This is a genomic window from Streptomyces cavernae (assembly GCF_004023625.1).
Classification (GTDB): domain Bacteria; phylum Actinomycetota; class Actinomycetes; order Streptomycetales; family Streptomycetaceae; genus Streptomyces; species Streptomyces cavernae.
In genome coordinates this window covers 179,345-193,425 of record NZ_RPDJ01000017.1, presented here as the reverse complement: position 1 = coordinate 193,425, position 14,081 = coordinate 179,345, and the positions used below count along the sequence as shown (strand labels likewise).

Genomic DNA, 14,081 nt, shown 5'->3' with positions numbered 1-14,081 from the left:
CGGGTGGTTCAGCCGGTGGCGCGGAAGGAGCGCAGCCGCAGGGAGTTGCCGACGACGAAGACCGAGGAGAAGGCCATGGCCGCTCCCGCGATCATCGGGTTGAGCAGCCCGGCCGCGGCGAGCGGCAGGGCGGCCACGTTGTAGGCGAACGCCCAGAACAGGTTGGACCGGATGGTGCCGAGGGTCTTGCGGGCGAGGCGGATGGCGTCCGCCGCGGCCCTCAGGTCGCCCCGTACGAGCGTCAGGTCGCCGGCCTCGATGGCGGCGTCGGTGCCGGTGCCCATGGCGAGGCCGAGGTCGGCCTGGGCCAGGGCGGCGGCGTCGTTGACCCCGTCCCCGACCATGGCGACGGAACGCCCCTCGTCCTGGAGCCGCTTGACCACGTCGACCTTGTCCTGCGGGAGGACTTCGGCGATGACGTCCGAGGCGTCGATGCCGACCTCGCGGGCGACCGCCTCGGCCACCGCCTTGTTGTCGCCGGTCAGCAGGATCGGCGTCAGACCCAGCGCCCGCAGCCGGGTGATCGCCTCCGCGCTGGTGTCCTTCACCGCGTCGGCGACCTCGAGGACGGCCCGCGCCTCGCCGTCCCAGGCGACCGCGATGGCGGTACGGCCGGCGGTCTCGGCTTCGGCCTTGGCCCGCCGAAGGCCCTCCGGCAGATCCATGGCCCACTCGGCCAGCAGCCGCTCCCGGCCGACGAGCACGGCGTGACCGTCGACGATGCCCTGCACACCGAGGCCGGGAACGTTGGCGAAGTCCTCGGGCGTGGGCAGTGCCCCGAGCTTCCTGAGTGCCCCGTCGGCGACGGCGCGGGCGATGGGGTGCTCGGAGGAGTGCTCCAGCGCCCCCGCCAACCGGAGGACTTCGGGCTCGTCGGTGTTCTCGGCGGTGTGCACGGCCAGCAAGGTCATCCGGCCGGTCGTCACGGTGCCGGTCTTGTCGAGGACGATGGTGTCGACCTTGCGGGTGGACTCCAGGACCTCCGGGCCCTTGATGAGGATGCCGAGCTGGGCGCCGCGGCCGGTGCCGACCATCAGGGCGGTGGGGGTGGCCAGCCCGAGGGCGCAGGGGCAGGCGATGATCAGTACGGCGACGGCGGCGGTGAACGCGGCCGTCAGCCCGGAGCCGTTGCCGAGCCAGAAGCCCAGGGTGCCCAGCGCGAGGGCGATCACGACGGGTACGAAGACGGCGGAGATCCTGTCCGCGAGGCGTTGTGCGGCGGCCTTGCCGTTCTGCGCGTCCTCGACCAGCTTGGCCATCCGCGCGAGTTGGGTGTCGGCGCCGACCCGGGTCGCCTCGACGACCAGACGGCCGCCCGCGTTGATCGTCGCCCCGGTGACCGAGTCGCCGGCTGCCACCTCCACGGGGACGGACTCACCGGTCAGCATCGAGGCGTCCACGGCGGAGGTTCCCTCGACGACCGTCCCGTCCGTGGCGATCTTCTCGCCGGGACGTACGAGGAAGCGGTCGCCGACCTGCAACTCGGCTGTGGGGATGGTCTGTTCGCGCCCGTCGCCGCGCAGCACGGTGACGTCCTTGGCGCCCAGTTCCAGCAAAGCCTTGAGGGCCGCGCCCGCCTTGCGCTTGGAGCGGGCCTCGAAGTACCGGCCGGCCAGGATGAAGGCGGTGACACCGGCGGCGGCCTCCAGGTAGATGTTCCCGGCGCCGTCACTTCTGGCGATCGTGAGCTCGAACGGGTGGGTCATGCCGGGTGTGCCCGCGGTGCCGAAGAACAGCGCCCACAGCGACCACAGGAAGGCGGCCGAGGTGCCCACCGAGATGAGGGTGTCCATGGTGGCCGCGCCGTGCCGGGCGTTGGTGAACGCCGCCTTGTGGAAGGGCCAGGCGGCGTACGTCACGACGGGCGCCGCCAGCGTCAGCGACAGCCACTGCCAGTACTCGAACTGCCATGCCGGAACCATGGCCATGGCGATGACGGGCAGGGCCAGCGCCACGGCGGTGATCAACCGCTGCCGCAGCGGCCGCAGTTCGTCGTCGGCCTCCGCCGCCTTGGCGCCGCCCTCCGACTCGTCGCGCGGGGGCGCGGGTTCGTGCGCGGTGTACCCGGTCGCCTCGACGGTGGCGATCAGGTCCTGGACGGAGACGTCATCGGCGAAGCTGACCTTGGCCTTCTCGGTGGCGTAGTTGACGGTGGCGGTGACACCGTCCATGCGGTTGAGCTTCTTCTCGATGCGGGCCGCGCACGAGGCGCAGGTCATGCCGCCGATGGCGAGCTCTACCTCGGTGGCGGCGGTGCCGTTCGTGGTGGTGGTCATGGCTGCTCCTCGTACGAGGTGGGTGGCCGGGACCCGGGCGGCGGGGCCCGGGTCCCGGCGGTTCGGGGGGTGCGGGTCAGGCCCGTCCGGTCAGCTCGTAACCGGCCTCGTCGACGACGTGGGCGACCGTCGCGTCGTCCGGCTCGGTGGCGCTGGTGACGGTGACCCGGCCGGTGGCGAGGTCGACGTCGACCTCGGTCACGCCGTCCAGCTCGCCGATGACCTTGCTGAGCGTGCTCTTGCAGTGGCCGCAGGTCATGCCGGAGACGGCGTAGGTCGTGGTGACGCTCCCGGTGGCCGCGGCCTCGGCAGTGGTGGAGGCGGTGGTGCCGGACGAGCAGGTGCCGTCGGTGGAGCAGCAAGACGAAGACACGGGTTCCTCCTGGAGAGTCCGTCTGGACGGTCGTGGTAATCCGCCGGGTACCGAGTGGGGGTATCCGGCTCGGGTCCCATGTATACCCCCTGGGGGTACAAGATGCAAGCCGGTCGATGCCTTGACTCCATACCCCCTGGGGGTATGGTGAACAGCATTGAGGTCCTGAATCCAGACCTGAGGGCCCCGCGTCAAGGGAGAAGGCCATGAAAACCGCACTGAAGATCACCGCATTCGCCGCCACGCTCGCCGCGACGTTCGGTACCGCGTACGGCGTGGGGCAGGGCATCGACCCCGTCGTCGCGGACAGCGCGTCCCCGCGCCACACCGGTCACGGCGAGGCGTCCCGCACACCGGCGCCGGAGGGAGGAGGAGGCCACGCCGAGCACGAGTCGGCCGCCCCGGCCGCCGGCGGACTGCAGATCTCCGAGCAGGGCTACACCCTCGACCTCAGGACACCCCGTGTCACGGCCGGACAGCGCGCCGACCTCCGCTTCGCCATCCGGGACGCGGACGGCCGCGCCGTCACCGCGTACCAGCGCGAACACGACAAGGAACTCCACCTCATCCTCGCCTCACGCGATCTGACGACCTATCGCCATCTGCACCCCACCCGTGCCGCCGACGGCACCTGGAGCACCCCTGTCGACCTGCCCCGCGCCGGCGGCTACCGCGTCTTCGCCGACTTCACCCCGGCGCGGAAGGGGGCCGAGAACCTCACCCTCGGCGCCGACCTGGCGGTCTCCGGCGACTACGAGCCGAGGGACGTCCCCGCGCCGAACAGCACCGCCACCGTCGACGGCTATCAGGTCCGGCTGACCGGCGGCCTGCGCCCGGGCAGGGCCGGCGAACTGAAGCTCACCGTCTCCCGGGACGGCAAGCCCGTCACCGACCTCCAGCCCTACCTCGGCGCCTACGGCCACCTCGTCGCACTGCGCTCCGGCGACCTCGCCTACCTCCACGTCCACCCGGGCGGCGAACCCGGCGACGGGAAGACCGAGCCCGGCCCCGGCATCTCCTTCACCGCGACCGCGCCCAGCAGCGGCACGTACCGCCTGTTCCTCGACTTCAAGCACGAAGGGACCGTCCGCACCGCGGCCTTCACCGTCCGGTCCGGGGCCGGGGTCCGCACTCGGGTGAGAACACAGCAAACTGTCTGCGCCGGTGTCACCGGTGGGGCAGGTGTTATGCATCTGCCCTGTGTTCTTCAAACACCCTGTCTACGGGGGAAAGGTGTGCGGGTCGTATGAGACGTCGTTGGTGGGGAGCCGCCGCGGTGGTGGCCGCGGGGGTCTCCGGAGTCCTGGTCGTGCAGGGGGTGACCGGAGAGACCGCGACCGGAGCGCGGGCCGACGGAAAGCCCGGACCGGTCCGGAGCAAGGCCCGGACGGCCCCGTTGAAGACGGCCGGTGACGGCTCGTCAGCCCGGCTCGGCAAACGCGACACCCGGCGGTTCAGTCTGCTCGGTGTCACCTGGGCGGACCCGTCCGCCCAGGTGGCCGGCACGGTGGAGGTCCGCACCCGGGACGCCGGGACCGGCGAGTGGTCCGGCTGGCTGGAGTTGGACGGCGACAGCGGACGGGGCGAACAGGGCGCGGCGCGCGGCGGCACGGAACCCGCGTGGGTGGGCCCGTCCGACGGGGTGGAGGTCCGGGTGGACGGCAGGAAGTCCGCACGGCTGCCCGAGGGACTGCGGCTGGACATGATCGATCCGGGCGCCGGCGGGGGATCGGACATGGACCCCGCGGCGTACGCGTCCGACGCCCCGACCTCGACCCAGTCACCGGCCTCCTCCGCACCGGCGGCCTCCACGACCCCCTCGGCGCCTGTCGAGCCGTCCGACTCCGCGTCTGCCTCCCTGTCGTCGTCCGGGAGTGCCACGCCCAGCACGCCGCCCTCGTCCTCGGCTTCGCCGTCCTCCTCGGCGGGTGTGCCGTCGGCCCAGCGGTCCATGGCACCGCGGCCGCCGATCACCTCGCGGGCGGGCTGGGGCGCGGACGAGTCGATCAGCCCCGAGGAGCCCGGTTACCTGCCCGGCGGGAAGATCAAGGCGGCGTTCGTCCACCACACGGCGGCGTCCAACGACTACACCTGTGAGCAGGCACCGGCCGTCATCCGTGGCATTTACGCCTACCACGTGCAGCAGTTGGGCTGGAAGGACATCGGCTACAACTTCCTCGTCGACAAGTGCGGCACCGTCTACGAGGGACGCAAGGGCGGCGTGGACCTGCCGGTGATGGGCGCCCACACCTACGGCTTCAACGCCGAGTCCACCGGAATCTCCGTCCTGGGCAACTACACCACCACCGCCCCGTCGACACCGGCGATGACCTCGGTGGCCCGGATCGCCGCATGGAAACTGGGGCAGTACGGGGTCGACCCGGGGGGCTCCGCCACCCTCACCGCCGGCGCGGACGCGAAGAACTACTTCGGCAAGTCCTGGACCAAGGGCACGAAGCTGAGCTTCCAGGCCGTCTCGGGCCACCGCGACGGATTCAACACCCAGTGCCCGGGTGACGCCCTCTACGACCGGCTGCCAACGATCCGCAGCTGGGCGGGCGGCCCGGTCACCGGCCTCACCCTGAAGTCCGTCACCGGCGCGGGCCGGTCCGGTTCGACCTACTACACGAAGGCCGGCATCACCGTGAACTGGTCGGCCACGACCCCGGCCCCGCTCGTCGCGCGCTACGAGGTGCTGGTCGACGGGCAGCCGACGGCCACCGCCGCGGGCACCGCAACCTCCGCCAAGGCGACGCTCAAGCCGGGCACGCACCAGGTGGCCGTGCGGGCCGTGCACCAGTCCGGGAAGACCGTGACCTCGTCCGCCGCCACCGTCGTGGCCGACACCACCGCGCCCACCTTCACCACCAGGCCGAACCTCGCCCTGCGCACCGGCACGGTGAACACCACGGCCGTCCCGCTCACCCTGAAGTGGAAGGCGTCGGACAACGCCGCGCTCAAGGAGGTACGGCTCACCGCGCCCACCGCCGCGGCGTACGGACCCACCGTCACCAGCGCCAACCACACAGCCAAGCCCGGCGCCGCGACGACCTGGGCGATGACCGCCCACGACCTGGCGGGCAACACCGGCACGGCCTCCGTCGCGGGCACTCCGGTGATCCTCCAGGAGACCTCCGCCACCAGGTCGGGCACCTGGACCGCCAAGTCCTCCAGCAGCTACCTGGGCGGCAAGTCGTACACCAGCACCACCAGGAACGCCGCGCTCACCTGGACGTTCACCGGCCGCTCGGCCGCATTGGTGGTCTCGCGCGCCACGACGTCCGGCCAGGCGCACATCTACGTGGACGGCACGAAGGTCACCACCGTGGACCTGAAGTCGACCACGACCAAGTACCGCGACGCGATCTGGACCAGGACCTGGACCGGCAGCGCGAAGCACACCGTCAAGATCGTGGTCGTGGGCACCAGCGGCCGCCCCACGGTCACCGCCGACGGCCTGGTCTACCTGAGGTAGGCCGCGTTCGCGACGGGCGGGCGCGGAATCGAGTCTTCCGTGGTGCAGTCGTGGTGTGGACCGGCCGACGGGAATGCGTGAGGGCGATGGTGGGCGCCACGGCGATGAGGGCTCGTCCGGGGACGAGCCCTCATCCGTGGACGAAGCCTTGTCCGCCGATGAGTCCTTGTCCGTGGACGAGGCCCTGTCCGTGGATGAGTCCTTGTCCGTGGACGAAGCCCTGTCCGCGGATGAGTCCTTACAAGCGGAGGCGGACGAGGCCGACTCCGCGGACCGGAGGCCCTCCCGCCTGGCCGACGTGGCGCTCGCGTTGCTGCTCGCCGTGGCCGATGCGCTCGCCCTGGCGGGCGTGGCCCTGGTGATGTTCCTGATTGGGATGTCACGCTCGGAGCCGCCCGGGTCGTCGCCCCTGCGGGAAGGCGACGCCTCCGCCTTCCTGTTGCAGGCGCTCGTCTGGCTCGTTCCCCTGGCGCTGGGGGTGTCGGCGTTCGTGCACGCGCGCCTGCGCATGCCGGTCACCGCGGTCGTGCAGGGGCTGTTCTTCGTCGCCGGCACGGTGCTGGCCGTCGGACAGGCGCGCATGCTGTTGTCCCTCGGGTGAACCGAGCGCCGCACGCGTGACCGGATCGGACAAGCGGACACGCGCATGCCGGACAGACCTCGGACCGCGTCGCCCTTCCGTGCACCGGCCAGCCCTTCGAACTCACGACTGATATCTCCCCGGCGGAGTCGCGCCGCACGGTACCCGTTCTCGCCACGCCGCGTGACGTTGCGGAGGGGTCTGGGGAGTCCTGGGGCCGTACTGCTCATGTGATCAAAAGCAGGCAAAAGGGTGAGTCCTTGAGGGCCGTGATGGCCCGCTTCCCGGCCGCCTGGATGTCGTCGCCTGCCCGATTGTGACCGCCTCTGATCAGTTCGGATGGTCACGGGAACATGCGCCCGAAGGGTTTATCGGTCTGTCGTACGAGTGCTCATACCAGAGCGGGACGCCGTCGGCCCGAGTTTGGCAACTGCCCATCGCACATGATGCTCTGGCGACTACGGTGAGTGGCCGACGGACTACCCAGGACCGAGTGCTTCGGTCCGCCGTCCGGCGACGCGCTGCCGCACGCCCAGCCGCGCCAAGGCGCGCGCACGGCGGGCGCCCCCACGCCTACGACGCACACCCGTATCCGAGGACCCGATGTCTCACCTTCGCGCACCGGCCGCCCGAGCAGACCGCCGGGAGGGCGGCCGCCACGGTCGACCGGTCGTCCGCACCACCTCCGCGCTCCCCGAGACGCACATACGTCCGCAACTGCTGCGCATCGCTGTCCTGCCGCCCGTCGCGGTCGCCCTCAGCGCCTGCGCCGCCGTCCTCTTCATCGTGCGCTCGACCACGCCGGACCGGCCGAGCCCGACCCTGTGGGCCGTCCTCTCCGGAGCGCTCGGCGTCACCCTCGCGGGCATCCTCATCGCCGCGTTCGCCGCCGACCGGGCCGCGAGGTCCGTACGCGACCGCGTCGGCGAGCTGCGCCGCACCACCAGCCGCGGTCAGGCCGACCTGCTGGCCCTGGTGGAGGCGCTGCGCCACGGCGAGGGACCCCCGGTACGCGCACCGCGCGCCGCACCCGGTCCCCATGCCGACGAGTTCGACCTGCTCGCCGACGACCTGGCGCGCGCCCACGACACCGCCGTCAGCGCCGTCGTCCAGGCCGCGCAGCTGTCCAGCCGGGTGGGCAACGAACAGAAGGTCGAGGTCTTCGTCAATCTCGCCCGGCGACTGCAGTCGCTCGTGCACCGCGAGATCCTGATCCTCGACGAGCTGGAGAACGGGATCGAGGACCCCGATCTGCTCAAGGGCCTCTTCCACGTGGACCACCTGGCCACCCGCACCCGGCGCCACGCCGAGAACCTCGCCGTGCTCGGCGGCGCCGTCTCACGTCGGCAGTGGAGCAACCCGGTCTCCATGACGGAGGTCCTGCGTGCGGCCACCGCCGAGGTCGAGCAGTACTCGCGCGTCAAACTCGTACCACCGATCGAGGGCACCCTGCGCGGGCACGCGGTCGCCGACGTCATCCACCTGCTCGCCGAACTCGTCGAGAACGCCACGGTGTTCTCCGCCCCGCACACGCACGTCCTGCTGCGCACCAACCTGGTCACCTCGGGGCTGGCCGTCGAGGTCGAGGACCGCGGGCTCGGCATGCCGGTCGACGAGCAGCACCGGATGAACGCCTTGCTCGCCGACCCCGACCAGGTCAACGTCGCCAGTCTGCTGCAGGACGGACGGATCGGGCTTTTCGTGGTGTCGCAACTGGCACGCCGGCACGGGATCGCGGTGCGGCTGCAGTCCAACATCTACGGCGGCATCCAGGCCGTCCTGGTCCTGCCCCAGGAACTCCTCGGCGCCGCGTCGTGGGAGGGCCCGGAGCCGGGGAATCATCCGGAGCCACAGCAGCGGCCCGATCCACAGCAGCGGCCCGAGGCCCGGCAGCGGCCCGAGCCCGGGAAACGGCCCGAGGCGGAGCGGCGGCTCGAATCCGGGCAGCGGGCCGAGCCCCGGAAACGTGCCGAAGCCGGGCAGTGGGCGGAAGCCGGGCAGCGAACCGAAGCCGGGCAGAGGGCCGAGGCAGGGCATCGTGCCGAGCCCGGGCAGCGGCCCCAGGCCGAGACGCGTACCCGCACCGTCAGGGCCGCCCCCCTCACTGGTCAAGCTCACAAGCCCCTGGCGGGGCGCGTCGTGACGCGGGATACCCACGGCGACGCACCCGGTCCCCGGCGGGCCGTACCGTCGCAGGCGGACGGGTCCCGCCCCGCACCGCTGCCCCGACGCGGAGCGGGGCAGCCGCGGCCCAATCCGGCGGCGGCCACCCCCGGCGTCCGCCCCGAGGACCGGCGGGTCGCGGCCGAGAACGCGGGCATGCTCCTGCTGCCGCGCAACACAGCGGTGCACGACGCCACGGACAAGCCCCCGCTGCCGAGGCGGCGCGCCCAGGAACACCTGGCGCCCCAGTTGCGCAGCGGCCCCCTGTCGCGCCCGGAGGACGACGCCCTCGTCGTCCACGACCCGGGCCTGATGGCGGCGTTCCAGCGCGGCATCGGCCTCGCCGAGGCACAGCCGGCAGCCTCCCCGCACGACCTCACGGGCCGGCACGACCACGACCTGACGGGCAGGCACGACCTCACGGGCCCGCACGACCTCACGGGCCGGCACGACCACGACCCGACGGGCCCGCACGACCTCACAGGCCGGCACGACCACGACCTGACGGGCAGGCACGACCTCACGCCAGGGCACGGCCTCACCGCCCCGCACGACGAAACCGGCCCGGCCCGATGACCCTCCACTCCGCCCCCGCAGACCCCGCAGACCACGCGGACCTTCGTATCCCAAGGAGTCGATCCACCATGGCGAGCGATGCGCCGACCGCTCAGGTATCAGATCTCGACTGGCTGATGAGCGGCCTCGTCCAGCGGGTGCCGCACACCCACAGTGCCGTCCTGCTCTCCTGCGACGGGCTGGTGAAGTCGGTGCACGGCCTCGACCCCGACAGCGCCGACCACATGGCGGCCCTCGCCTCCGGGCTCTACTCCCTCGGCCGCAGCGCCGGCATCCGCTTCGGTGACGGGGGAGAGGTGCGCCAGGTCGTGGTCGAACTGGACTCCACCCTGCTGTTCGTCACCACCGCGGGCTCCGGTACCTGCCTCGCCGTGCTCGCCGGCCGCGAGGCCGACGCCGCGGTGCTCGGCTATGAGATGGCCATGCTGGTCAAGAGCGTCCGGCCGTATCTGACGACCGCACCCCGGCAGCCCACCGAATCCTCGGCGACCAGGCCTTGAGCGCGACCGCGACCGGCGACGAGCCCTGGCTCGACGCCGCCGCCGGCCGGCTGGTACGCCCCTACACGGTCAGCAACGGCCGCACCCGGCCGACGAGCGCCCTCGACCTCATGTCGCAGGTGATGTCGACCGGCGCGGCACCCATGGACTACCTCGGCCCCGAACACGCGCATGCCCTCGATCTGTGCCATGTGCCCGTCTCGGTGGCCGAGGTCGCCGCCCAGCTGAGGCTGCCCGCCGCGGTCACCAAGGTGTTGCTGTCCGACCTGCTCGACTGCGGCGCCCTCAGCACCAAGCCGCCCGCCTATCACGACATCCCCACTGACCGGTCTCTGCTGGAGGCAGTGCTCGATGGACTACGACGACAGCTCTGACCCCTTCCCCACGGCGCTCAAGATCCTGGTGGCGGGAGGGTTCGGGGTCGGCAAGACGACCTTCGTCGGAGCGGTGAGCGAGATCGCGCCGCTGAGCACGGAGGAGTTGCTCACCACGGCGAGCGCCGCCACCGACAGCCTGGACGGGGTCGAGAACAAGGTCGAGACGACCGTCGCCATGGACTTCGGCCGAATCACCCTCGATCAGCGACACGTCCTGTATCTGTTCGGGACGCCCGGCCAGCAGCGGTTCTGGTTCATGTGGGACGAACTGTCCGAGGGGGCCCTCGGCGCGGTGGTCCTCGTCGACACCCGCCGTCTCGAGGACTGTTTCGCGGCCGTCGACTTCTTCGAACAACGCGGTCTCGGCTTCATCGTCGCGATCAACGAGTTCGACGGCTCCTTCCGCTACGACCCGGAGGAGGTGCGTGCGGCCATCGACCTGGACCCCGCGATCCCCATCGTGCGCTGCGACGCCCGGATCTCCAGCTCCGGCGTACAGACCCTGCTGACCCTGGTACGACACCTCATCGCCTACGCGCCCGCCCCCGCCCCGAGCCATGGAGCCCACACATGAGCTACGGCCCGCCGCGCCCGGCAGGTCGTCTGCTGCTGACCCCGGAAGACACCCAGGCGCCCGCCCGGGTAAGGAGACTGCGCGTGCTGGGGCTGGGGGAGCGGCCCGAACCCGTCCTCGACGCCTTCGCCGACCGGCTCGCCGAGGTCTCCGCCACCCCGTACGCGATGGTCAACTTCCTCGACGAGGAGGGGCAGTTCTTCGCCGGCCTGCACACCCCCGCCACGGACGGCGCCCGCACGGCACCGGGCCGCCGGCTCGCCCGCGACCACGGCTTCTGCCCCCATGTGGTGGTCCGCGGCAAGGCCCTGGTCCTGGAGGACGTCCGTGACTACCCGCGGTTCGCCGGAAACCCGATTGTCGACGGCCTCGGCGTCCGCTCCTATCTGGGCGCCCCGCTCATCGACCGCACCGGAGTCGTACTCGGCACGGTCTGCGCCCTGGACGTCGAACCGCGTCCCTGGGGCCTGGCGGGTCTGGAGACCATCAAGGCGATGGCGGCGGAGCTGATGGAGCGGATCCAACGGCGGGAGGAAGAGGGGCTTTTCTAGTAGGACTCCGTGAGGTTCGGGGCTGTTGCCGTCGGCCTTGCCGACCGGCAGCCCGGCCCGCGGCACCGAGCTGCGGGAACTGGTCCGGCGGGGCACTGGGCCACCTGCCGCGAGATCACTATCGTCGCAGGTCAGTGCGACCTCACGGAGTCCTACTAGTGCCCCGACAGGCAACGTTCGCCCCGTCGCGACGCCCGGCACGCTCCCCCAAGCTCTTCGAGCAGGGGGTACCCCCACTCGCCGCACCGGCCGAAAGCCCAAGTACGTCCAGTACGAGGACTTCCGCCCGGCACTCCCCCCAGCCTCCGGCCGGGGGTACCCCCAGAGCACGCTCCCCCAAGCTCTCGACTTCTCCCCCATTCTCGGCTGCGCTCGAGCGGGGGGACCCCCATGAGCAGGGGGACCCCATGACGTCGCTCCTTACCGGGCAAACGTTGCCTGCCGGGCCACTAGGGCGCGCCGGCTGCCGGCCGGTTCCGGTGCGTCCACCGTACGAAGCCACCGTTTCCGCCGTCCCCGTCGGTCCCGCGATCCGCTCGTACGGTGACCGACTCGCCGTCCGGGAAGGCGATGTGGACGTCGTCGCCCACCGTCGAGCAGACCACGGACTCACGCAGCGCCCGCGGATTGACGGCGTCCCGGGTCAGGGCGACCAGCGACACGTACACCCCGGCGGGGTGACCGGCGGCGCACCGCAGATACGGTGTGGCCGAGTGCGCGCCGAAGGCGCTGGCGTCGGTCTCGTGGGCCATGCCCGTCTCCTCGTCCCAGCCGTGCAGCCCTACGACCACGCTCGTCAGCCCGTCGCCCGTGCGGACCAGTGCCCAGCCGGGGCCCTGGCCGGCCGCGACCGGACGGTCGTCGGCGACCGCGTAACCACCCTCGCGCAGACCCACTCCCGCGGGGACGCACACCCGGTGCACCCGGATCTCCCACGGCCCGTGCAGCACGCTCGTCGTGAGGACCGGTAACTCCTCGCCCGTCTCCATGAGTTGAGCGTCATGACGGGAGGTCGCCGTGCGGCCGGAGCACGCCAGCGGACGGATCCCCGTCCGGCGCGAGGCGGTGCCGTCCCACGAGAGCAGCGCCAGATGGCCGTCGATCCCGGGCGCCCGGCCATGGCCCGCGGCATCGGGCGCGGTCGCCGTGGAATAGCCGAACTTGGCGTAGTGCGGGTCGTCGAGGAAGGGCATGGCCCCGGCCGTGGCCTCGGCCGGATCACCCTGGCCGCCGCCGGTGCCGCCGCTCCCGCGTTCGCTGCCGTGGTTGACCAGGCGCACGATGCCGTCGTCCCGCGTGCCGTGCAGCAGCCAGCCGGGCGCCGGCAGGGCCATGTACTGGTCCGACTCCTCGACGGGGAGCGGCAGTTCACGCTCGGTCCACACCGGATGCTCCGCCGGAAGTAACAGGCCGAGGAACGCCTTGCCCGCCGTGTACGGCGCGGCCGGGCCCATCTCCGGCCGGATCGTCGGCAGGAACGTGCCGTACCAGCCGAGCGGTAGCAGCCCCCGCTCGTCCGGCACCCCGCGCTCCACGAAGTGCCGGGCCGTCCCGGAGGCGAGCCGCCGGGTGAGCCCCGGCGCGAGCGGTGTGCAGTCCATCAGCGCGCCCAGCCAGACCGGTGCCACCACGGCCATCCGGTACGTCAGGCCGTGCCCGAAGTGCACGGGTGCCCCGTCGGAGCCGAAGAACCGCGCGTACGAGCCGAGGAACCGGGCCAGCCGCTCGCGGTAGCGGGCGGACCGCGCGCCGGCCGCGGCGGCACCCGCCATCCGGGACCACAGCAACGGGTAGAGGTGGAAGGCCCAGGCGTTGGTGTGGTCGAAGGCACGGGTGTCGCCGTCGCGGTACCAGCCGTCGCCGGCGTACCAGTCCTCGATACGGTCGAGCCCGCCGTCGATGTCCTCCTGGCGGTGGGGGCCGCCCACGGAGGCGAGGAACTGCTCCGCCACCACCTGGCACAGCCGGGTGCCGTCGTCGTGGGCGCGGCGGCCCACGAAGCCCCACAGCCAGTCCACGACCCGTTCCCGGACCTCGCCGTCCAGCGCGTTCCAGATCCACGGCCGGGTTTCGTGCAGCGCGAGCGCGATCGAGGCGGCGTGCTCCATCTGCGGGGACCGGTCGGTGAGTTGGGGCCACGCCTCCCCGCTGTCCCGGTCGGTGCCGGCCGCCAGGCCCCGCGCGTAACGCTCCACCAGACGGGGATCGACGTCCCCGCCCGCCCCGGCGATCCGGAAGGCGGCCAGCAGGAAGGAATGGGCGTAGCCCTCCAGCCCGTCCGTCGCCACTCCCGCGAGGGAGCCGCGGCCGGGAAGCCGGTACTGCGCCAGGCCTGGCGTCGCATAAGGCTCCAACGCGTCGAGCAGTCGGTCGGCGAGTACCTCCCAGTGGGCGCGGGTCCAGCCGGTGCGCGGTGACAGGACCCGGTCGGTGGCGGGCAGGTCCAGGTGGGGGGTGGGCATGAGGCAGTTCTTCCGTTTCCGTTCGTTCGCTGTACGTGGCCGCGGCATGTGTACGTCGAACACGGCTCGATCGCTCACTCACCCGTCCGCGGAGGACCCGGCGTGAAGGAAAGCTGCGGGTCCGCTTAAGAAATCCTCGATGGCGGACGGCGTCGTCGTAGGGCAGATTTCTGT

At 71.9% G+C, this 14,081-nt stretch carries 11 protein-coding genes; 8 read left to right on the top strand and 3 right to left on the bottom strand.

The annotated features are described in order from the left end of the window. Positions 1 to 8 precede the first annotated feature (8 nt). Both EF387_RS28190 and EF387_RS28185 read right to left on the bottom strand, forming a co-directional pair. Positions 9 to 2,276, bottom strand: a complete 2,268-nt coding sequence (locus EF387_RS28190; RefSeq protein ID WP_128379418.1) for a heavy metal translocating P-type ATPase — start codon at positions 2,274 to 2,276, stop codon at positions 9 to 11. Between the two features lie 76 nt (positions 2,277 to 2,352). Then, the gene (locus EF387_RS28185) at positions 2,353 to 2,649 is read right to left on the bottom strand and encodes a heavy-metal-associated domain-containing protein (protein WP_128379417.1); all 297 of its coding nucleotides are present in this window, start codon (positions 2,647 to 2,649) and stop codon (positions 2,353 to 2,355) included. A gap of 206 nt (positions 2,650 to 2,855) precedes the next feature. Between EF387_RS28185 and EF387_RS28180 the strand changes: the two genes are divergently transcribed. From EF387_RS28180 to EF387_RS28145, 8 genes are all read left to right on the top strand, one after another. Continuing rightward, positions 2,856 to 3,899, top strand: a complete 1,044-nt coding sequence (locus EF387_RS28180; RefSeq protein WP_238431746.1) for a hypothetical protein — start codon at positions 2,856 to 2,858, stop codon at positions 3,897 to 3,899. Continuing rightward, positions 3,896 to 6,124, top strand: coding sequence for a peptidoglycan recognition protein family protein (locus EF387_RS28175; protein WP_128379416.1), 2,229 nt, complete (start codon positions 3,896 to 3,898; stop codon positions 6,122 to 6,124). The genes EF387_RS28180 and EF387_RS28175 overlap by 4 nt, the downstream gene beginning before the upstream one ends. A 172-nt stretch (positions 6,125 to 6,296) precedes the next feature. Continuing rightward, positions 6,297 to 6,725, top strand: coding sequence for a hypothetical protein (locus tag EF387_RS28170; protein WP_128379415.1), 429 nt, complete (start codon positions 6,297 to 6,299; stop codon positions 6,723 to 6,725). 582 nt (positions 6,726 to 7,307) lie between these two features. Further along, positions 7,308 to 9,443, top strand: a complete 2,136-nt coding sequence (locus EF387_RS28165) for a sensor histidine kinase (RefSeq protein WP_202918388.1) — start codon at positions 7,308 to 7,310, stop codon at positions 9,441 to 9,443. Between the two features lie 68 nt (positions 9,444 to 9,511). After that, positions 9,512 to 9,943, top strand: coding sequence for a roadblock/LC7 domain-containing protein (locus EF387_RS28160; protein ID WP_128379414.1), 432 nt, complete (start codon positions 9,512 to 9,514; stop codon positions 9,941 to 9,943). After that, positions 9,940 to 10,317: a DUF742 domain-containing protein gene (locus tag EF387_RS28155; RefSeq protein WP_128379413.1), complete on the top strand. Its 378-nt coding sequence runs from the start codon at positions 9,940 to 9,942 to the stop codon at positions 10,315 to 10,317. Before EF387_RS28160 ends, EF387_RS28155 begins: the two co-directional genes overlap by 4 nt. Beyond that, positions 10,295 to 10,894, top strand: a complete 600-nt coding sequence (locus EF387_RS28150) for a GTP-binding protein (protein ID WP_128379412.1) — start codon at positions 10,295 to 10,297, stop codon at positions 10,892 to 10,894. Before EF387_RS28155 ends, EF387_RS28150 begins: the two co-directional genes overlap by 23 nt. Beyond that, positions 10,891 to 11,445, top strand: a complete 555-nt coding sequence (locus tag EF387_RS28145; protein ID WP_128379411.1) for a GAF domain-containing protein — start codon at positions 10,891 to 10,893, stop codon at positions 11,443 to 11,445. The genes EF387_RS28150 and EF387_RS28145 overlap by 4 nt, the downstream gene beginning before the upstream one ends. Positions 11,446 to 11,894: 449 nt before the next feature. On the opposite strand, the gene EF387_RS28140 is transcribed toward EF387_RS28145, so the two are convergent. Then, a complete protein-coding gene (locus tag EF387_RS28140; protein ID WP_128379410.1) occupies positions 11,895 to 13,907 on the bottom strand; it encodes a DUF2264 domain-containing protein in 2,013 nt (670 codons plus the stop codon). Positions 13,908 to 14,081 lie beyond the last annotated feature (174 nt).

Excerpts from the sequence above, each read along its gene's own strand:
- EF387_RS28165 (WP_202918388.1), top strand. The coding sequence starts at position 7,308 with ATGTCTCACCTTCGCGCACCGGCCGCCCGAGCAGACCGCCGGGAGGGC.
- EF387_RS28140 (WP_128379410.1), bottom strand. The coding sequence starts at position 13,907 with ATGCCCACCCCCCACCTGGACCTGCCCGCCACCGACCGGGTCCTGTCA.
- EF387_RS28175 (WP_128379416.1), top strand. The coding sequence starts at position 3,896 with ATGAGACGTCGTTGGTGGGGAGCCGCCGCGGTGGTGGCCGCGGGGGTC.
- EF387_RS28160 (WP_128379414.1), top strand. The coding sequence starts at position 9,512 with ATGGCGAGCGATGCGCCGACCGCTCAGGTATCAGATCTCGACTGGCTG.
- EF387_RS28150 (WP_128379412.1), top strand. The coding sequence starts at position 10,295 with ATGGACTACGACGACAGCTCTGACCCCTTCCCCACGGCGCTCAAGATC.
- EF387_RS28180 (WP_238431746.1), top strand. The coding sequence starts at position 2,856 with ATGAAAACCGCACTGAAGATCACCGCATTCGCCGCCACGCTCGCCGCG.
- EF387_RS28190 (WP_128379418.1), bottom strand. The coding sequence starts at position 2,276 with ATGACCACCACCACGAACGGCACCGCCGCCACCGAGGTAGAGCTCGCC.
- EF387_RS28145 (WP_128379411.1), top strand. The coding sequence starts at position 10,891 with ATGAGCTACGGCCCGCCGCGCCCGGCAGGTCGTCTGCTGCTGACCCCG.